At 70.6% G+C, this 18,366-nt stretch carries 16 protein-coding genes; 5 read left to right on the top strand and 11 right to left on the bottom strand.

Going from position 1 to position 18,366, the window contains the following annotated elements; genetic code table 11:
- Positions 1 to 70 precede the first annotated feature (70 nt).
- Entirely contained in the window at positions 71 to 1,042 is a 972-nt protein-coding gene (locus tag ABD256_RS07985) for a LysR family transcriptional regulator (RefSeq protein WP_344415150.1), read from the top strand.
- Here ABD256_RS07985 and ABD256_RS07990 read toward each other — a convergent pair.
- Positions 1,015 to 2,139, bottom strand: a complete 1,125-nt coding sequence (locus ABD256_RS07990) for a S1 family peptidase (RefSeq protein ID WP_344415152.1) — start codon at positions 2,137 to 2,139, stop codon at positions 1,015 to 1,017. The two genes, ABD256_RS07985 and ABD256_RS07990, sit on opposite strands and share 28 nt — an antisense overlap.
- A gap of 193 nt (positions 2,140 to 2,332) precedes the next feature.
- Complete coding sequence (locus ABD256_RS07995) at positions 2,333 to 3,844, bottom strand: peptide MFS transporter (protein ID WP_344415154.1); 1,512 nt, start codon at positions 3,842 to 3,844, stop codon at positions 2,333 to 2,335.
- A 629-nt stretch (positions 3,845 to 4,473) separates the two neighbouring features.
- Here ABD256_RS07995 and ABD256_RS08000 point away from each other — a divergent pair.
- Positions 4,474 to 6,786 (top strand): penicillin acylase family protein, encoded by a 2,313-nt coding sequence (locus tag ABD256_RS08000; RefSeq protein ID WP_344415156.1) that lies wholly within the window; start codon positions 4,474 to 4,476, stop codon positions 6,784 to 6,786.
- 108 nt (positions 6,787 to 6,894) lie between these two features.
- Here the strand turns inward: ABD256_RS08000 and ABD256_RS08005 are convergent, their stop codons facing one another.
- From ABD256_RS08005 to ABD256_RS08030, 6 genes are read right to left on the bottom strand one after another with little or no spacing between them, the layout of a single operon-like run.
- Positions 6,895 to 8,235 carry an MFS transporter gene (locus ABD256_RS08005; RefSeq protein ID WP_344415158.1) on the bottom strand — a complete coding sequence of 447 codons (1,341 nt, stop codon included), beginning with the start codon at positions 8,233 to 8,235 and terminating at the stop codon, positions 6,895 to 6,897.
- A 44-nt stretch (positions 8,236 to 8,279) separates the two neighbouring features.
- Positions 8,280 to 8,651: a RidA family protein gene (locus ABD256_RS08010; RefSeq protein WP_344415160.1), complete on the bottom strand. Its 372-nt coding sequence runs from the start codon at positions 8,649 to 8,651 to the stop codon at positions 8,280 to 8,282.
- An 8-nt stretch (positions 8,652 to 8,659) separates the two neighbouring features.
- Positions 8,660 to 9,292, bottom strand: coding sequence for a hypothetical protein (locus ABD256_RS08015; RefSeq protein ID WP_344415162.1), 633 nt, complete (start codon positions 9,290 to 9,292; stop codon positions 8,660 to 8,662).
- On the bottom strand, positions 9,289 to 10,278 hold the full coding sequence (locus ABD256_RS08020) for a membrane dipeptidase (RefSeq protein WP_344415164.1): 990 nt from the start codon (positions 10,276 to 10,278) through the stop codon (positions 9,289 to 9,291). The genes ABD256_RS08015 and ABD256_RS08020 overlap by 4 nt, the downstream gene beginning before the upstream one ends.
- 11 nt (positions 10,279 to 10,289) lie before the next feature.
- Entirely contained in the window at positions 10,290 to 11,990 is a 1,701-nt protein-coding gene (locus ABD256_RS08025) for a hypothetical protein (protein WP_344415166.1), read from the bottom strand.
- Positions 11,987 to 13,480 (bottom strand): aldehyde dehydrogenase family protein, encoded by a 1,494-nt coding sequence (locus ABD256_RS08030; protein ID WP_344415168.1) that lies wholly within the window; start codon positions 13,478 to 13,480, stop codon positions 11,987 to 11,989. The genes ABD256_RS08025 and ABD256_RS08030 overlap by 4 nt, the downstream gene beginning before the upstream one ends.
- Before the next feature lie 107 nt (positions 13,481 to 13,587).
- On the opposite strand from ABD256_RS08030, the gene ABD256_RS08035 reads away from it, so the two are divergent.
- The gene (locus ABD256_RS08035; RefSeq protein ID WP_344415170.1) at positions 13,588 to 14,499 is read left to right on the top strand and encodes a LysR family transcriptional regulator; all 912 of its coding nucleotides are present in this window, start codon (positions 13,588 to 13,590) and stop codon (positions 14,497 to 14,499) included.
- A 9-nt stretch (positions 14,500 to 14,508) separates the two neighbouring features.
- Here ABD256_RS08035 and ABD256_RS08040 read toward each other — a convergent pair whose 3' ends face one another.
- Positions 14,509 to 14,736, bottom strand: a complete 228-nt coding sequence (locus ABD256_RS08040; RefSeq protein ID WP_344415172.1) for a hypothetical protein — start codon at positions 14,734 to 14,736, stop codon at positions 14,509 to 14,511.
- A 16-nt stretch (positions 14,737 to 14,752) separates the two neighbouring features.
- Between ABD256_RS08040 and ABD256_RS08045 the strand changes: the two genes are divergently transcribed.
- Entirely contained in the window at positions 14,753 to 15,016 is a 264-nt protein-coding gene (locus ABD256_RS08045; protein ID WP_344415174.1) for a hypothetical protein, read from the top strand.
- Between the two features lie 49 nt (positions 15,017 to 15,065).
- Here ABD256_RS08045 and ABD256_RS08050 read toward each other — a convergent pair whose 3' ends face one another.
- Both ABD256_RS08050 and ABD256_RS08055 read right to left on the bottom strand, forming a co-directional pair.
- Positions 15,066 to 16,187, bottom strand: a complete 1,122-nt coding sequence (locus tag ABD256_RS08050) for an epoxide hydrolase family protein (protein ID WP_344415176.1) — start codon at positions 16,185 to 16,187, stop codon at positions 15,066 to 15,068.
- Positions 16,188 to 16,263: 76 nt separating this feature from the next.
- A complete protein-coding gene (locus tag ABD256_RS08055; RefSeq protein WP_344415178.1) occupies positions 16,264 to 17,664 on the bottom strand; it encodes an MFS transporter in 1,401 nt (466 codons plus the stop codon).
- Between the two features lie 83 nt (positions 17,665 to 17,747).
- Here ABD256_RS08055 and ABD256_RS08060 point away from each other — a divergent pair, with 83 nt between their 5' ends.
- Positions 17,748 to 18,332 (top strand): CGNR zinc finger domain-containing protein, encoded by a 585-nt coding sequence (locus tag ABD256_RS08060; RefSeq protein ID WP_344415180.1) that lies wholly within the window; start codon positions 17,748 to 17,750, stop codon positions 18,330 to 18,332.
- Positions 18,333 to 18,366 lie beyond the last annotated feature (34 nt).

The following is an 18,366-nucleotide window of genomic DNA, read 5'->3' on the forward strand; positions in this document are numbered from 1 at the left end:
CCGCAGTGAAATCGCGAAAAGCGATAAATTGTGCTCAAGTCGATCGTGGATGACGATGTACGCTGACGTGGTGGCAGACCTGGAACTACGGCATCTCACCGCCATGGCCGCCGTCGCCGACGAGGGGTCGTTCGGCCGCGCCGCGGCCCGGCTCGGGTACACCCAGTCGACCGTGAGCCAGCAGATCGCGGCGCTGGAGAGAGCGGTCGGCGGCGCGGTCTTCGATCGGCCGGGCGGGCCGAAGCCGGTGCGGATCACCCCGCTCGGCGCGGTGGTGCTGGCGCACGGGCGTCAGTTGCTGGCGAAGGCGGAGGCGGCAGCGGCGGCCGTCGAACGGTTCAAGGCAGGTGACGGGCGGGTCGACATCGGCACCTTCCAGAGCGTGTCCAACGTGATCCTGCCGCGGGTCGTGCGGCAGCTTCGGGACGAGCACCCCGGCTGCGACATCAGGCTGTTCGAGGAAGAGACCGACCAGCCGCAGGTGCGCGATCTCGACCTGATGTTCTTCGACGGCCCCGGCGACGACGACGTGGCGCACCACAAGCTGATCGACGATCCCTACCTGCTGGTGTCCGGACGCGACGCCTTCCCGGACGGCCCGGTGCGGCTGGACCTGCTCGACGGCGCGCCCATGGTGGCGCACCCGCGGATCTGCGATCAGGTCCGGGTGGAGCAGGCGTTCGCCGACGCCGGGGTCCGGCCGCGGATCGTGTTCCGCACGGTGGGCAACGAAGCCGTGCTGTCGATGGTGCGGGCCGGGCTGGGGTCGGCGGTACTGCCCCGGCTCGCGCTCCACGGCGTCACCGATGACGCACTCCGCCTCCACGAACTGCGCCCCGCACTGCCACCACGCGAGATTTTCCTTTTGTGGCAAGCAGGGCGCACGCACTCCCCGCTCGCGACGCGCGCCATCGAGATCGCCGTGGACGTCGCGGAGGAGCTCACCAAGCACTGGTTTTCCCGGCCCGGCGGGAACCCCGGAGCGGATCGCCGGTCCGGGGTCCGCGCCAGGCCTCATGCGGTCACGAGCGACACCCCGTAGACCCCGAGGATCTCGTTGACCGGCTGGAACCAGGTTTCACCGCCGGAGCCGCAGTTGCCCCAGCCACCCGAGGTGACTCCCTGCGCCTGGTCGCCGGTGATGAAGGAGCCACCGGAGTCACCGGGTTCCGCGCACACGTTCGTGCGGGTCGCCTCGTACACCGCGCCCTGCTCGTAGTTGATGGTTTCGTTCAGCCCCAGCACCGTTCCGCAGTGCCAGTGCGTGGTGGAGCCGGATCGGCACACCGAGGTGCCCGCCGGCGCGACCCACGAACCGCGGACGAGCGCGTCGCTGACCGTGCCCCAGCCGAGCACCACCGGCGCCGTCCACCAGCCGTTCTCGATGCGGATGAACGAATAGTCGTTGCCGGGGAAGGAAGATCCGGCGAAGTGGCCCATCGCCGAGCCGTCCCAGCCGACGACGGAGCTGCCCGCGCCCCCGCAGTGCCCGGCGCTGACGAAGCCGCCCTGCACCGAGAACCCGATGGAGCAGCGCGTGTTTCCGTTGATGTAGTAGGGATCCCCGCCGACCGTGCCGGCCGAAACCGTGCGCGGGCGAGGCGCCTCGGCCAGTGTCACCGGGCCCGCACGCCTTGCGGTATCGAGAAAGGCGTCGACGTCGTCGCCGTGCGCTCCCGGCTGGAGCGTGACGACGAGGCTGCCGCTGCGCGGGTCCGTCCGCCAGCCGCTCACCGCGGCCGGTGCGGGTTTCGCCTTCGCAGCGGCGTCGACCGCCGCCTTCGCCGCGTCCAGCGCGGCTGCGCTGATCCCGGCGGGAACGGTCACCGCGCCCGTCTGGCGGACCGGGGCCGCCGCGGCCAGGTCGGTCACGCCGACGACCAGCTTGCCCAGTGCGGGATCGAACCACGCCCCGCCGAACGCCGCGCCCGCCGCTTCCCGCGCGACCGGCATCAGGCGGGATGCCGCGAGTTCTTGGCCGACGCGGGTTTCGGCCTGTTGTGCGGTGAGCCCGAAATCTCGTTGCATCGCCGCGAGCAGGCCAGGTGAGGCAACGGCGGGAGCCGCGGTCACGGCCACGGCCAAGCTCGCGGCGAGCACGGCCGCGCTCCCCAAGCTCAGAGTCATTCTTCGGCGCATCGGAACCCTCCAAATGCCGGAAAAACACCCACTACCGGCATCAGTTTGCGAGCGATGCGCCGAGATGACCCCGATTTGTCCGGTCTTCTGTCGGAAACCTGTCCGACCAGCCACGCCCGGGGGAAGGCGGCTACTCCAAGCGAACGAACGCCAGGCCCGGAACCAGGAGAGTTCCGGGCCTGGCGCGGCGGAATCAGCTCTTCCCGGCCATCCGGCGCTGGATGACCGGCGCGTAGAACCACAGCCCGACGCCGACGAGCATCGCGATCACGCCGAAGATCCCGAAGTACGGTCCCGAGCTGGCCGCGTCGTACCCCTTCGACGCCTGCGCGATGAGCCCCTGGCCCGCGGCGTTGGCGGCGTAGTTCAATCCGACGACCTGCGCCGCGAACGCGGCGGGCGCGAGCTGCGTCGTCGCCGAGAGGCTGACCGGGTTGACGAACAGTTCGCCGACCGCGATCGTGGCGAGGCTCAGCAGCGGCCAGATCGGATCGATCTTGGCGTCGGCACCGTGGAGGAGCCACGGCAGGAACAGGATCGCGAACCCGAGCCCGGTGAGGACCAGCCCGACGGAGAACTTCTGCGGCGTGCTCGGCTGGCGGCGCAGCTTCGTCCACAGCACCGCCACCACCGGGGAGAACACCAGCATCATCACCGGGTTCACCGTCTGCACGAGCGTCGGGTCGATGTGGAAGCCCCAGGCGTCCAGCGCGGTCTGCTGGTCGGCGTACTGCGCCATCACCCCGGCCTGCTGCTCCTCGATGAACCAGAACACGACCATCGCGAGGAACAGCGGGATGTAGGCGACGACCTGCCCGCGTTCCTGCGCGGTGACCTTGCTGCTCTTCAGCATCACGGCGAAGTAGACCAGCGGCAGCACGAGCGACACGATGCTGATCGCGTTGACGACCCCTTCCGCGCTGAGCGTCCCGGTCAGCGCCAGCACGACGACGACCAGCGCCAGCACCGCGAGCCCGCCCAGCGCGGTGCCGAAGACCCGCACCCGGCTCTCCGGTTCGATCGGGTTCGGGATGTGCGTGCCCGCGTCGCCCATCGTCTTCTTCGCCCGCAGCAGGTACTGGGCGAGGCCAAGTGCCATCCCGATCGCCGCGGCGCCGAAACCGAGGTGGAAGTGGTTACCGGTCGGGTCGTCCTGGCTGGGCCTGGCGAGGACGTTGCCGACGATGATCGGGGCGAGGAAGGCGCCGATCTGCACACCCATGACGAACAGGGTGAATCCGGCATCTCGCCGCGTATCCCCCTTTTCGTATAGATCACCCACGCCCTTCGTGATGTTCGGCTTCAACATGCCCGTGCCCAGCACGAGAAGGATCATCGAAAGGTAGAGCGCGGTCGCACCGCCACCGGGCATCGCCAAGGTGATGTGGGCGAACATGATGAGCACCGCGCCGCCCGCGATCGAACGGCGGGCGCCGAGCAGCCGGTCCGAAAGCCAGCCACCCGCGATACCGGACATGTACAGCGCCGCACCGTAAACCGATACCAGGCTCTTCGCCAGCGACTTGTCCAAGCCGAGGCCGCCGTTTACCGCCTCGTAGTACATGTAATAGAGGAGAATCGCCTTCATCCCGTAGTAGGAGAAGCGTTCCCACATCTCGGTCATGAACAGTGTGGACAGTCCCCTGGGGTGACCGAGGAACGTCCGTTCTGCGTGACCGGCGCGGTGGTTCAGCGCCACGATCACTGCCTTTCTGGTGCGGTTACGGACAACCGGTACAGGTTGGCATACGACCTTCCGCGGTGAACCCCTACTTTGGGATGAGGGGCCGAATTCGAGCGGTGTCCCGCATCACATCACCGGAAACCCATTAGCACCGGAACGCGCCTGACCTGCCTTGAATGCATTCAGAATTACACCTCGAGGTCACTCGGTCATGCAGGGTAAAAAGTGCGGATACCTATCTATATGCGCGTGCCTCTACGCCTCACCGCGACTTCACCCGAATCGTCACGAACGCTTGCCGCATCATCCACAGGAAATCAATTCGCCCGGTACCCGGACCCAGCACGTCCAAAACAGGCATTCGACGGCAGGGGTCGCGACGGGCGCGGCCCGGCGCCTGCCCGGCCGCGACGAGGACGGCAAGACATCCGATCAATCCACCCGCCGCGTGCTACGACCAGGCTCGGGGTGGTGTCGTACTTTGCCTGATCGAAACGATTTCGGTGCCGAGAAGACCATTCTTCACCGGCACGGCGGGGATCCGGCCACCGCTGCCCTGGTCGTGGAGCAGACTTCAGGGGTGGGCGGAGGTACCGCCCCGGCCGACGTGCCCGGCGAGACGCTTCGCTGGACGGAGTGAAAGGACGGACATGCGCAGTTTCGCATTGGTTGTGCTGGCGGTGGCGGGGCTGGTGACCGCGCCACCCGCTGCCGGAGCGACGCAGAACGGGCAGTACTCGGCGGTCGTGCGGCGGACCGAGTACGGGATTCCCCACGTGCTCGCAGCCGATTTCGGCGGACTCGGCTACGGCTACGGCCACGCGTTCGCACAGGACAACCTGTGCGCGCTGGAGAACAACGTGCTCACCGCTTCCGGCGGCCGATCGGCGGTCTTCGGCCCGGCCGCCGATTCCGGGGACGCGCTGGCCCCGCGACCGGTTTCGAACCTCGACAGCGACGTGTACTACCGCGCGACCGCGGACGACCGCCGGATCGAACAGCTCGTCGCGCAGCCCGCACCGCTGGGGCCAACGCACGAGGCCAGGCAGCTGGTCAGCGGTTACGTCGCCGGGGTGAACCGCTTCCTGCGCGACACCGGCGTGGCGCACCTGACCGATCCGGCCTGCCGTGCGAAGCCGTGGGTGCGGCCGATCACCGAACTCGACCTGTACCGGCTCCTGTACGGGATCAACCAGTTCGGCGGCACGGACGCGGTGAAGCCGTTGATCGCGAACGCCGCGCCGGGCGGGGCCGCCGCACTGGACGCACCGCCGCCCCCGCCGGCGGGCAGCAACGCGATCGCCGTCGGCCGCGCCGGCACGAAATCCGGCGGCGGCGTACTTCTTGGCAACCCGCACTTCCCCTGGGTCGGCGCGGACCGGTTCTACCACGTGCACCTCACGATTCCGGGCAAAATGGACGTCAGCGGCGCGAGCCTGTACGGCAGCCCGCTCGTCGAGATCGGGCACACGCAGCACCTCGCCTGGTCGCACACCGTCTCCACGGCGCAGCGGTTCACCCTGTTCCAGCTGGCGCTCAAACCCGGTGACCCGACGTCCTACCTCGTGGACGGCAAGCCGGAAGCGATGACGCGCAAGCAGATCACCGTCCCCGTCGGTGGCGGGGCCACGGAGACCCGCACGCTCTACTCGTCGCGGTACGGCCCGCTTCTCGCGTCGAACTGGACCTCCGAGATGGCGCTCGCGATCAAGGGCGTCAACGCGGACAACATGCGCTCGCTCAACGAATGGCTCGCGATGAACCAGGCGGACACCGTGGCGCAGCTCCGCGCCGCGCAGGACCGGTACCAGGGCATCCCGTTCGTGAACACGATCGCGGCCGATTCGACCGGGGTCTCCTACACGACCGATGCTTCCGTGGTGCCGCACGTGACCGACGAACTCGCCGCCCGGTGCGTCGACTCGCCGCTGGGGAAGGCCCAGTACCCGGCCCAGGTCGTGCTCAACGGCTCGAAGTCCAGCTGTGGCTGGGGCTCCGACCCCGACGCGATCGAACCGGGGATCTTCGGCCCGCGCGCGGCACCGGCGCTGACCCGCGACGACTACACCACCAACAGCAATGACAGCGACTGGCTGACGAACCCCGCGCAGCCGTTGCGCTACCCGCGGATCTACGGCGACACCGGCACCCCGCGTTCGCTGAGGACGCGGCTCGGGCTGCAGCAGATCTCCGACCGGCTGACCGGGACAGACGGGCTCGGACCGGCGAAGTTCGACCGGACGAGCATGCAACAGCTCTTCTACGGCGACCGGAACTACAGCGCCGAACAGGCACGGGACGCGGTGGTGGCGCTGTGCCGGGCGAACCCGCGGCTCACCACCGCCGACGGCAAGGCGGTGGACGTCCGCGAGGCCTGCACCGTGCTCGCCGGCTGGGACCTGCGCGGTGATCCGGACAGCCGTGGTGCCGTGCTGTGGCGGGAGTTCTGGACCGGCGCGAGCCGGGCGGCCGACCTGTGGACCGTGCCGTTCGACGCGCGGCACCCGGCGACCACGCCGAACACACTGAACCAGGGCAGCACGGTCGTGCGCCAGGCACTCGCCGCGGCGGTACAGCGGATGACCGGCCTCGGCGTACCGCTCGACGCCCCGCTTTCCGCCGCGCAGCAAACCACGGTCGGCGGCCCCGCGGTGCCGGTTCCGGGCTGCACCGGCGCGGAAGGGTGCTACAACGTCGTCGGCCGCGCGGAACCCCTCGGCGAGAACGGCCGCTACTCGCCGGTGACCTTCGGGTCGAGCTTCGTGCTGGCGACCGAGCTGACCGCGGCCGGCCCGCGGACGGCGACCCTGCTCACGTATTCGCAGTCCACCGATCCCACCTCGCCGCACCACAACGACCAGACACGGCTGTTCGCGCGCAAGCAGTGGGTGGCCGAGCGCTACACCGAGGACCAGATCCGCCGCTCGCCGCAGCTACTCACCACGGCCGTCACGGGAAGCTGACGCCCGGGAGCACGGCATGCTCATGCCCCGAAGGGGGCTTTCGGGGGCGTCCAGGCCCCCGAAAGCCCCCTTCGGGGAGCGCGGAACTCCCGACGATCCGCGGCCAGGTCAGTGTCCCAGCGAGGCGGCTTCGTGCAGGGACTTGCCCTTCGTCTCCGGTGCCATGAACAGGCTGACCACGGCACCGGCGAGCGCGATCCCGGCCGCGATGTACATGGTGGCGGACAGGCCGAGCGTGGTCAGCGCCCAGGGGGTCGCGAAGGTCCCGATCGCGGCGCCGATGCGGCTGATCCCGGTGCACAGCCCGACCGCGGTCGCCCTGATCTCGGTCGGGAACAGCTCGTTCGGGTAGATCCATTCCAGAATGGACGGTCCGCCGTTGAAGACGGCGTACACGGCGAAGGCGAGCGCGATCATCCAGAGCGCCGAATCCGGTTTCAGCGCGAGGTAGAGCAAACCGAGCGCCGAGAACAGGAAGCCGCCGATCAGGATCGGCCGCCGCCCCATCCGGTCGACGAGCAGCAGCGCGACGATGTTGCCGACGAGGAAGAACACGTTGATCAGGCCGTAGCCGAGATTGGCCTGGTCCCCCTTGTCCAGTGAAAACAGGGCGAGGATCTGCGGGCCGAAGGAATAGATGGCGAACAGGGTGACCACGGTCGCGGTCCAGAACGCCGAGATGAACACGACCCGCCGGAGATAACCCCCGCGGAGCACCGCGGAAATCGTGCCCGTCTTCTCCTCCTCCGGCAGGTCGTCCAAGGTCGCGTCCTCGCCGATGGTGGACTTCAGGATGGCGAGCGCCTCTTCGCGGCGTCCCTTGCTCATCAGCCAGCGCGGTGATTCGGGGATGCTGGCGCGGGCGATCACGATCAGCACGGCGGGCACCGCCGAGGACAGCAGCATCCACTTCCACCCGTCGTCCACCTGCAGCAGCGCGTACCCGACGAAGGCGGCGACCGTGGCACCGACGAACCACATCGCGTTGAGCCCGCCGACCAGCCTGGCCCGCCAGGACTTCGGCGCGAACTCGGCGACCAGCGCGGTGGCGATCGGGTAGTCGGCGCCGACCGCGACGCCGATGATCAGCCGCAGCACGAACAGCTCGACCTCGTTGGTGACGAAGAACTGCAGCACCGAGCAGACGATGATCGCGATCAGGTCGATGGTGTACATCAGCTTGCGGCCGATCCGGTCGGTCACCGCCCCGAACACGGCGCCGCCGAGGAAGACGCCGACCAGCGCCGACGCGCCGATGAGGCCGGACCAGAGGGTGCTCATGCCCCACTTCGGCTCGATCTGCACCAGTGCGATGCCGATGATGCTGAGGATGTACCCGTCGAGGAACGGCCCGCCGGAGGAGAAGGCCGCGAGCTTGACGTGGAAGGCGTTCAGCCGTGCGCCGTCCAATGAGGACATAGTGGTGCCCTGAACCGTATCGGCATTCATCTGCTGCCGTCCTTAGTGGAATGGGAAAGCGGGGGAAACGCCGGTCAGTTCGGCCGGATCGCGGCCACGGCGTCGATCTCGATCCGTTTGGCACCGCGGAAGCGCGCCACCTCGACGGTGGTCCTCGGTGGCAGCGGGACCGCGGAAAGCCTTGCCAGATAAGCGCTGTTGTACGCGTCGAACTCGTCGAGATCGGCGAGGTACACGGTGAGCTTGAGCAGGGTCGCCAGTGAGGCGCCTGCGTCGTGCAGGACGCGTTCGAGGTTGTCGAGCGCGACCCGCACCTGGTCGCCGAGATCGGCTGGGGTGCTGCCGTCCGGTTTCACCGGTACCTGGCCGCAGGTCCAGACCACGCCGTCGTGCACCGCGGCGGCGGCGTAGGGCGTGTCGTGCTGGTGGGGAAGCAAAGTCGGCATGGCGGTGGTCACCCTTCGGGAACGAGGAATCGTCTGGACGCGGCGTACGCGGCGGCCCACGGTCCGGCAGCGACCCGCAGCCCGTCCGGCAGCGCGGGGCAGCCGATCTCGGTGCTCCCGGCGGGAATTTCCGGGTCGGCTGGCAACCGGACGGCGAGCAGTCCGGCGGCGCGACCGTCCACACGGAACACGCGGCCGCCGGAGGTGACGAGGGAGCAGCGGTCTTCGGACGTCAGGCGGAGCGCGACGCCGGAGTGCACCGCCGCGGTGCGCGCGAACGACTCCAGCACGGCGGTCAGTGCCAATCGCGGGGCGGACACCGGACGCCCGAGTGCCACGGCGAGATCCACGACGTGCGGCCCGAGCAGCAGGGGCCCGTCACCACTGACGACCACCGGTTCGCCGTCCCGATCCAGGAACGACGGCAGGCGCGGGCGTCCGAGTTCGGCCAGCAGCGCGGCGATTCCGGAGCCGTCGGCGCCTTCCGCCCACAGCACGGCTTCCGCTGCGGCGGCCGCCTCCCCACCGGACACCCCGGTCGCGACCAGCGCGCGGAACGCGACCTCGCGGACCTCGCGCGCGGCACGCCGGACCGCCGTGCGCGCCGGATCGTCCACTTCGGACACTTCAGGCACCGTCATGCCGTCACGCCGTCGAAGACCTCGCCGAACAGCCGCAGCCAGTTCTCGCCGAGCACCAGCTTCATGGCCGCTTCGTCGAGCCCGGCTTCCAGCAGGCCCTCGGTGATCGCGGGGAAGTCGGCCGGGCCGGAGAACCAGGACGGCCACTTCGGCCACTCGGGACGGACCGGGTTCGCCGACGGCGGCCGCCAGCGCCCGTTGCGCAGCCAGCCGACGAAGTCCGGCGACCAGTTGCAGGTGCAGTCGCTGCCGATCGCGACGTGCTCCGGGCCGATCTCGCCTGCCAGCGCGGCGACCATCCGGCAGAATTCCGCGCGCGTCGTCGTTTCGCCACCGAGGACGTTCGGGTAGAGGCAGCAGCCGATCACCCCGCCTCGCGCGGCCAGCGCCCTGATCACCTCGGCGGGCTTGTTGCGCGGGTGGTCGAGGAACCAGGTCGGGTTCGCGTGCGTGATGGCCACCGGGGCCGCCGACTTCTCGATCGCGTCCCGCGAGGTCCGGTTGCCGACGTGGGACAGGTCCACCAGCATCCCGACCCGGTTCATTTCGTCGATCACGTAGCCGCCGAACCTGGTCAGCCCCGAGTCCTCCGGGTCGTAGCAGGCGCCACCGACCAGGTTCTGGATGTTGTAGGTGAGCTGCGCGACCCGCACTCCGAGCCGGTGGAAGACCTCGACCATCCGGTAGTCGTCACCGAACGGCGAGCTGTTCTGGAAGCCCAGCAGCACCGCGACCCGCCCGTCGTCCTTGGCACGGCGGATCTCTTCGACGGTCTCGGCCAGCACGACCAGGTCGGGGTTCTCCCCCGCCAGCGCGTACCAGTCCCCGATCGCGCGGAGGGTTTCGGCCGGCCCCTCCCACACCGCGCAGGTGGCGTTCACACCGTGCACACCGCCGTTGCGTAGCTGTTCCAGCACCGCGCGGTCCCAGTTGTTGATCTGCAGGCCGTCGACCACGATCGGCCGGTCGGAAGCAGGTGCGCCCACGGTATTTCCTTTCATGGCTTGCGGGTGAAGAGCCAGTCGTCGTCGACCCCGGCCGCGACGTCGGCGGCACGCGGCGCCCCGGAAAACAGGGTCACCCGGAGCCAGTCGGTCGACTGCGGGCTGTAGTTCTCCATGCCGTACACGGCGAGCTGGAAGCGCTGCACGTGCAGCGGGACGAAGTCCGCGCCGAGCAGGTTGGCGCGCACCTCGGCGTAGGGCAGCCCGGCGAGGGACTGCACCCGCGCGACGGCGCCACGGTGCCACGGGTGCGCGAACAGGAATTCGGCGACCGTCCACTTCGGATCTGCGGTGCCGAGGCCGGACAGCAACGCCGACACGGCGCGGGCGATGTCGATCGGGTGCTCGACCTCTTCGCCTGGATCGGTACCGCGGCGCCCGCGGCGCGGTTCTTCGTTGTTCTCGGAGGAGAACCAGAAGTACGCGACCGAGGACGGATCGGTGAAGTCGAACCGCCGGACCCAGCCGTAGGACCGCTCCGCGAGTTCGCGCAGCTCGCCGCAGGGCTGAGCCGGGTGCACGAGCGTCGTTTCGTCGCACCGCAACAGGTCCTGCACCTCGTCGTCGAGTTCGTCGTGCACTTCGACGAGAACGGAATCGAGCACGCCGCGGACCTCGCGGCCCGCGCGCCCCGCCGCCTCGTGCAGCGCTCGCCACGCATGCCCGGTTTCCCTGCCCTCGACCGTTCCGGCGCGCGCGTACTCGGCGGCCAGCTCGACGACACCGTCCAGCGCCCCGGCCAGTTCGGGACCGGTGCGATAGGGCTCGGTGCGCAGGGTGTCGCGCTCGGCGAAGTAGCCGCGGGCGCGCGCCAGCAGCTCCCGCACCCGTGCCGTGCGGCCGTCCCCCGGTGCCGTCGGCTGCGCCAGCGCGTGGGCGAGCGGCAGTTCGCGCGCCGCGCACCACGCGTCGAGGACGTCCGGGTGGTTGACCACGTAGGGCACCATGCCGAGCCCGGTGGCGTTGCCGAGCCCGAAGAACCGGCGCCAGCCGCCGGAAAGCGTTGCCGCGGTGGCATTCCTGACCCGGGCGCAGTGCTCGACCAGGTCGTAGCTCAGCTCCCGCAGCAACCAGGCGGCGAGCATCTGCGACCGGTAGGGCACGCGCAGCGGGTGCTCCTCGGCGATCCGGTCGAACTCGGTGAGCCCGAACTTCCCGTTGCTGTAGAAGGCGGTGCTGCGCAACAGGTACGCGGCGTCACCGAGTTCCCGGGTTTCCGGTTGTGCTCCGGCGGCGAGGCGGTCGACCACGTAGTCGAAGAACCGCTGGCTCCGGTTCGCCCTCGTCCACACCAGCGTTTCGGCGTCCGCCCTGCCGTTCTCCTGGCGCGGCACGGCGGCGCGCAGGTCCGCCAGCCGCTCCACGGGAAGCTCGCCGTCCACCAGTGCCGCGGTGATGTCCCACGCCTTCGCGACGACGCGGTCCGTGCGCTCCTCCTCCGGCAGCGTGGTGCTGAACGCGGCGAAGTGCAGCGTCCTGCCGTCGGCGCACACCCGGTACACCGCCTCGCCCCGACCGGCCGGATCCATTTCCCAGCGGTCGAGGGTGACCGTCCAGCGCTGCCCGGCCGCCGCGCGCAGGAAGGACCGCGCGAAGCTGTGCCGGGTGTAGCGGCACGCGCCGAGTTCCTCCGGGGAGAGCACCTCGTCGGCGTGCCTCGCGGACGACCGCGCCTGCTCCAGCAGGGCGGTCATGACCGGCTTCCCGGCCGGAGGTACGCGGTCTTCGACCAGGTGAAGAACTCCGCGCTGGTGTCGCCGTTCTGCTCGCGCGGCGCCGGGAACGACGAGTCCTTCAGCCCGCCGAACGGCGCGTGCAGCTCGGAGCCGGTGGTGGGGGCGTTGACCTTGACCAGCCCGGCGTCGAGTTCGGTCACGCACCGGCGCGCGGCCCGCTCGTCACAGGTGAACACGGCGGCGGTGAGCCCGAAATCGGTGCCGTTGGCCAGTGCGATCGCCGCGTCGAGATCGGGGGCGCGCAGCACCGTGGTGATCGGCCCGAACACCTCCTCGCGGCAGATGGTCAGGTCCGCGGTACCGGCCAGCACGGCCGGCCGCGCGAAATGCCCTTCCGCGGGGAGCGCGCTCCCGGACTGGGCCAGCACCACCGCGCCTTCCCGCGTTGCCGTGGCCAGCGCGGCGTCGACCTCGTCACGGGCACGCGCCGAGACCAGCGGGCCGATATCGACGCCGTCCACAGCGCCGTCACCGAGGACGAGGGACTCGACGCGGGAGGTCAGCTCGGCGACGAGCGGCTCGTAGGCGTCACCGACCGCGATGATCCGCCGGGTCGCGGTGCACTTCTGCCCCGCGCTCGACATGGCGCCCGCGACCAGCGCCGCCGCCGCGTCCGCCGGATCGGCGTCGGGCAGCACGATCGCCGCGTTGTGACCACCGAGTTCGAGCTGGACCTTGGTGCCGCGCGGGACGGCGGCGGCCTGGATGGCGCGGCCGACCGGGACCGACCCGGTGAAGGTGATCCCCGAGACCTCCGGCCTCGCCACGAGCTCCGCCCCCAGCGCACCCGGCCCGAGCACCAGGTTGAGGACGCCGTCGGGGAGCCCCGCCTCGTGCAGTACCTCGGCGAAGGCCACCGCGACCGCCGGGGTGTCGCTCGCCGGCTTCCACACCACCGCGTTCCCGTGCACCAGCGCCGGGGCGAGCTTCCACGCCGGGATCTGGATCGGGAAGTTCCACGGCGTGATCACCCCGACCACGCCGAGCGGGCGGCGCAGCGTGCGGATCAGCTCGTCGGGGTGGCCGGACGGGAAGGTGGCGCCGTCAGCGGACCTGGCGTGCGCGGCGTGGTAGTGCAGGGTTTCGACGCTGAGCCCGACTTCGGCGCGCGCCTCCGGGAGCGTCTTGCCCTCCTCCGCGGTGACCAGCTTCGCGACGTGCTCGGCCCGGCTCGCCAGCAGCTCCGCCGCGGCGCGCAGTACCCGTCCGCGCCCGATCGGGCCGGTCCGGTCCCAGCCGGGCGCCGCGTCGGCCGCCGCACGCACCGCGTGGTCGAGCTGGTCCTCGGTGGCGACGCGGTAGGTGGCGACGGCCCGGTCCGGGTGCGCCGGATCGGTGCTCACGGCCTCCGCACCGCGGCCGGCGCACCACTCGCCGCCGATCAGGTGCCGCAGGTCGAGCGCGCGGCCGTCGGCGGATCCGGCCTGCTCGGGCAGGGTCTGTGTCACGGGGTCTGCTCCTCACGTGGCTGGTCAGTGCAGCCACGGTAAGCACGCCCCGGAACGAACAGAAGTACATATTGGCAACAGACTGATAGGCGTGGGATATTAATCCGGTGGAGCTGAGGCAACTTCGGTACTTCGTCGCCGTGGCCGAGGAGAAGAACTTCCGGCGCGCCGCCGAACGGCTGCACATCGCCCAGCCCGCGCTGAGCCAGCAGATCAGCAAGTTCGAGAACGAACTGCACACCGAGCTGTTCCGGCGCACCACCCGCCGCGTCGAACTGACCGATTCGGGCCGGGTGCTGCTCGCCGAAGGCCGCCGCGTCCTCGCCGAGGCCGAGCACGCGCTGTCGGCGGTCACCCAGGCCGCGCACGGCGAGGTCGGGCTGCTGCGGGTGGGTTTCGTCAGCTCGGCGGCGCTGGGCATCGTGCCCGCGATCGTGCTGGCGCTGCAGGGGTCCTGGCCCGGTCTGCACTGCGAACTCACCGAGTCGACCACCGACCCCCAGCTCGAAGGCATCGCCGAAGGACGGCTCGACGTGGGGATCGTCCGCGAGGTCGACGCCACCCCGGGCCTGGTGATCCGCCCGCTCCTGCGCGAGCGGCTCATCGTGGCGATGCACGAGTCGCACCCGCTCGCGCACCGCCGCTCGGTCCGGCTGGCCGAACTCGCCGGGGAACGGTTCCTGGTGTTCCCGCGCCACCGGGTTTCCCGGCTCTACGACCACATCGCGGGCCTGTGCCACCGCGCCGGGTTCCGGTTGGAACCGGCTCAGGAGGCCGTGCAGTTCCCCACCCTGCTCGGCCTCGCCGCCGCGAACACCGGCATCACCATCGTGCCCGAATCCCTTCGCGCACTCCGGCTCCCCGGGCTGCGCTACGTCCCGATCACCGACCAGGACGCGATCTCGGTCGTCTCGGTCGTCTGCAGGCCAGATCGCGAGAACACCCCGCAGCTCACCAAGTTCCTCGACACCGCCGCGTCGGTTCCCCTCGACCCGGCGCTGATCCGCCTGCCTTCGTGACCGGGCGGATCACCCCTCGGCGTCGCGCTGGAGCACCAGCGCGGGCTTCCCGTCGACCAGTGTCAGGCCGACCCTGATCGACGGGCCGCCCTGGAAACCGAAGGCGCTGCCGCCGAGGCCGACCCCGACGCTGGACGAGGCGCCACCGCCCCCGGGGTAGGCGACGGTGTAGGAAAGGCCGTCCGCGCTGATGGCCGTGACCCGCATGGACGAGTAGTGCAATGCCTTGGCGTCCAAGGGGATCTTCGCCGGTTTGGCCAGCAGCAACGTGCAGTCGCCGTCGAAGCAGTCCTTCACGTTCGAACTGGGCGGGGCGACGGGAAGCGGTTTCGGCGAGCTGGACGTCGCCGCGGAACTGGACGTCGGCGGGGCACTGGGGGTGGTGGACGTCGTGGGCGGAGCAGTGGTCGCGGGCGCCGACGGCGGCTGGGCCACCGGGGCCTCACCGCCGCAACCGGCGAGGAGCAGGGCGAGGGCCGCGAAGGCGATGGCGTGTCGGCGCATGCACGGTTTGTAGCGCCTCGAACCGGGGAGGGGTCCCGCCTTGACCGCTTCCGGCCGCGCGGTCAGCGGACCAGGCGGAAGAACCCGCGCACCTGCTCGACCAGCGACTCCGGCTGCTCCAGCGCGGCGAAGTGGCCACCGTGCGACAGTTCCTCGAACCAGCGCAGGTCGGTGAACCGCAGCTCGGCCTCCCGCCGCGACGGGCGGGTTATGTCGCGCGGGTAGACCGACAGCCCGGACGGCGCGGTCACCTTGTCCCGGAAGCTGGCGAAGCTCTCCCAGTACAGGCGCGCCGATGACGTGGCCGACGCGGTGAACCAGTAGACCGAGATCTCGTCGAGGATCTTCTGCAGTGACAACGCGTCCTCGGGATGGCCGTTGTTGTCCGTCCACGCCCAGAACTTCTCGGCGATCCAGGCGGCCTGGCCCGCCGGGGAGTCGGTGAGGCCGTAGCCGAGGGTCTGCGGCCGGGTCGACTGGATCGCCGAGTACCCCCGGCCGGTGCGCCGCATCGCCTCCTCGGCCTCGAGATTCGCCAGTTCCGCGGGCGTCGGGTCGGCGAACGTGCCCGCCGCCACGGATCCCAGGTTCAGGTGCACGCCGGCGACGCGCCCGGGCGCCACCTCGCCCAGCGCGCCGGACACCGCCGAACCCCAGTCACCACCCTGCGCGCCGTACCGTTCGTAGCCCAGCGAGACCATCAACGTGTCCCAGGCGCGCGCGGTGCGAGTGATGCCCCATCCGGTCGTCGACGGCTTGTCACTCCAGCCGTACCCGGGCAACGACGGGGCGACCACGTGGAACGCGTCCGCCGGGTCACCGCCGTGCGCGAGCGGGTCGGTCAGCGGGCCGAGGACCTCCAGGAACTCGAGCACCGAACCCGGCCACCCGTGCGTGAGCACGAGCGGGAACGCGTCCGGCTCCGGCGATCGGACGTGCAGGAAGTGGATGCCCAGCCCGTCGATCGTGTCGCGGTACTGCGGGAAGGCGTTCAGCCGCTCGGCGAACCCGAAGTCGTAGTCCTCGGCCCAGCTACGGCAAAGCTCCTGCGCATACGCCAGCGGCAACCCCTGTGACCAGTCGTCCACCGGCTCGCGCTCGGGCCACCGCGTCCGTCGCAGTCGTGCACGCAGGTCCGCGATCTCGGCTCCGGTGATGCCGGCCTCGAATGGTTCGGCGGCCATGGCAAAGCTCCTTACTGGTCAAGGCGTTGTGGGATCATTTGTGGGATCATTTGTGGGATCAGATTCAGGTGGGCTGTCATCGCGGACTCCCGCGCGTGGCGCCGGCGCCGGGGCGCCGGGTCAGGCTGAGGACGACTCCGGCCAGGGGAAGTGCCGCGAGCACGGCGAGGGCCACCGGCGCCGGCACGATGCCGGACAGGCCCGCGACCGCGGCCGGACCGATCCCGCCACCCAGGGCGGTCATGAAGTTGAACAGGCCCTGTCCGGTGTCGCGATCGCCCCCGGCGACCAGGTCCGGTGCGAGGCCCACCAGTACGGCCTGGGCGCCGGCGAACCCGCACACGGTCAACGCCGTGCCGGCGACAACCGGGATCGGCCCGTCGAAGACCGCGACCACGAGCACGCCGACGACGGTGAGTGCCGCAAGCCCCGCCGACACCTGCCAGCCGGTGAACCGGTCGGTCAAGGTGCCGACCAGCCGTCCGGCCAGCACCGAGCAGACGGCGGCCGGGACCAGGAGCACACCGGCTTCCAGCGGGCCACCGCCCGTGGCCTGTTCGATCAGGGAAGGGGCGCGGAACAGCACCCCGTAATAGCCGGCGAAGACGGTCCCGCCGATGAGCCCGGCCGCCAGGAAGCCGCGGGACGCGATCACCCGCCGGGGCACGAACCCGTCGGGCGTGCTTCGCACGCGCCACCACAGTCCCACGGCGGCGAGCGCTCCGGCGGCGGCCACGGCGAGCGTGACCGGAGCGGGCAGGCCGACCGAATGCGCCTGCAGCAACGTGATCACCGAACCGGCGAGTACCGACAGCGCGGCCGCGCCGACGATGTCGAGTCGCCCGGTCGAGCCGTTTCGCTCGCCGCCACCGCTCCGCGTCAGCGCGCGCCTGCTCGGCAATGCGGCCAGCAGGAGGGGCAGCGCGAGGACCGGGATCGCGAGCACGGCACGCCACCCGAGCCATGCGGTCACCGCTCCGCCCAGCAGGGTCCCGCACCCCGACGCCATCGCGCTGGCGGCCGCGATGATTCCCAGTGCGCGGATCCGTTCCCGCCGGGGAAGGGCGGTGGCCGCGGCGAAGACGGCGATCACGGTCGCGCCCGCCCCGGCGCCGCCGATCAGCCTGCCGACGATCACGACGGACAGTGCCGGCCCGGCTCCGGCGAGCGCGGAGCCCGCGGCGAGTGCCACGACCCCGGCGACGAGGACCTGGAAGGGGCTCCAGCGGGCCAGCAGCCGGCCCGCGACCGGCATCGCGAGCGCGGAGGTCAGCGACCACGCGGCGAGAATCCACGCGGTGGCCCCGAACGGCACCGCGAGCGCGCGGCCGATGGCGGGCAGGGCCACCGACGGCGCTCCCAGTGCCACGTACATCGGCAGCACCAGCATCCCCAAGGTCAGCCCCAGCCGACGCCCGTCCGGGGCGTGGTTCGATCCCCCGCTGGATGCCCCTACGGCGGGGATCGTCTGCGGCATCGTCGTCCCTCCCCTGGTACGTTTTGTGACACGTGAAAGCTACTATGGATGTCATATTACGGAACGGTGAGGAGACACGTCAAATGCTTGATGCGTGTTACACCACCTCGGCCGTCCAGGCGGCCGTCGACCTGGCCAACACCTTGAAGCCGATCAAGGGAGAGGACGCGCTCGAGACCGTGGAGCAGCTCCGGGACTTCCTCGACGCCCATCCTGCGGCTGAGCCTCCGAGTCCGGCCGCGAACCAGGGGGCCGGTCCGCGGCAGCTCACCCGCGCCGACCTGGCGGAAGTCCGCGCGGTGCGCGAGACGGTGCGCGAGGTGCTCGAACGGGCGAGCGCGGACGCGGACGAAGCGGCGGCTCTGATCAACGAGGGCCTGCGCCGCAGCCGCACCACCCCGGTACTGCGCCACGAGGACGACCGCTGGTGGACCGAGGTGACCTCCGACACCGACCGCTGCTCGGCGCACCTCGCCGCGACCACGCTCAGCGCACTGGCCTCCGTGATCGCCACGCTCGGCCCCGCTCGCCTCGGTGTCTGCGCCGGGCCGACCTGCCGGGCCACTTTCGCGGACCTCTCGCGCAACGGCTCGAAGCAGTACTGCACCCGGACCTGCGCACACCGGGCCAGCGTCGCGGCCTACCGGAGCCGGAACGGCCCACGCTGAGCACCGACACCCCGCCAGGCCGGCTCCGGGGTTT

The sequence above is a fragment of the Amycolatopsis minnesotensis genome (genome assembly GCF_039529815.1).
Lineage (GTDB): Bacteria > Actinomycetota > Actinomycetes > Mycobacteriales > Pseudonocardiaceae > Amycolatopsis > Amycolatopsis minnesotensis.

What these genes read in the sequence shown, in the direction of transcription:
- ABD256_RS07990 (WP_344415152.1), bottom strand. Translation starts at nt 2,139, where the DNA reads ATGCGCCGAAGAATGACTCTGAGCTTGGGGAGCGCGGCCGTGCTCGCC.
- ABD256_RS08000 (WP_344415156.1), top strand. Translation starts at nt 4,474, where the DNA reads ATGCGCAGTTTCGCATTGGTTGTGCTGGCGGTGGCGGGGCTGGTGACC.
- ABD256_RS08005 (WP_344415158.1), bottom strand. Translation starts at nt 8,235, where the DNA reads ATGAATGCCGATACGGTTCAGGGCACCACTATGTCCTCATTGGACGGC.
- ABD256_RS08010 (WP_344415160.1), bottom strand. Translation starts at nt 8,651, where the DNA reads ATGCCGACTTTGCTTCCCCACCAGCACGACACGCCCTACGCCGCCGCC.
- ABD256_RS08015 (WP_344415162.1), bottom strand. Translation starts at nt 9,292, where the DNA reads ATGACGGTGCCTGAAGTGTCCGAAGTGGACGATCCGGCGCGCACGGCG.
- ABD256_RS08025 (WP_344415166.1), bottom strand. Translation starts at nt 11,990, where the DNA reads ATGACCGCCCTGCTGGAGCAGGCGCGGTCGTCCGCGAGGCACGCCGAC.
- ABD256_RS08050 (WP_344415176.1), bottom strand. Translation starts at nt 16,187, where the DNA reads ATGGCCGCCGAACCATTCGAGGCCGGCATCACCGGAGCCGAGATCGCG.
- ABD256_RS08055 (WP_344415178.1), bottom strand. Translation starts at nt 17,664, where the DNA reads ATGCCGCAGACGATCCCCGCCGTAGGGGCATCCAGCGGGGGATCGAAC.
- ABD256_RS08060 (WP_344415180.1), top strand. Translation starts at nt 17,748, where the DNA reads ATGCTTGATGCGTGTTACACCACCTCGGCCGTCCAGGCGGCCGTCGAC.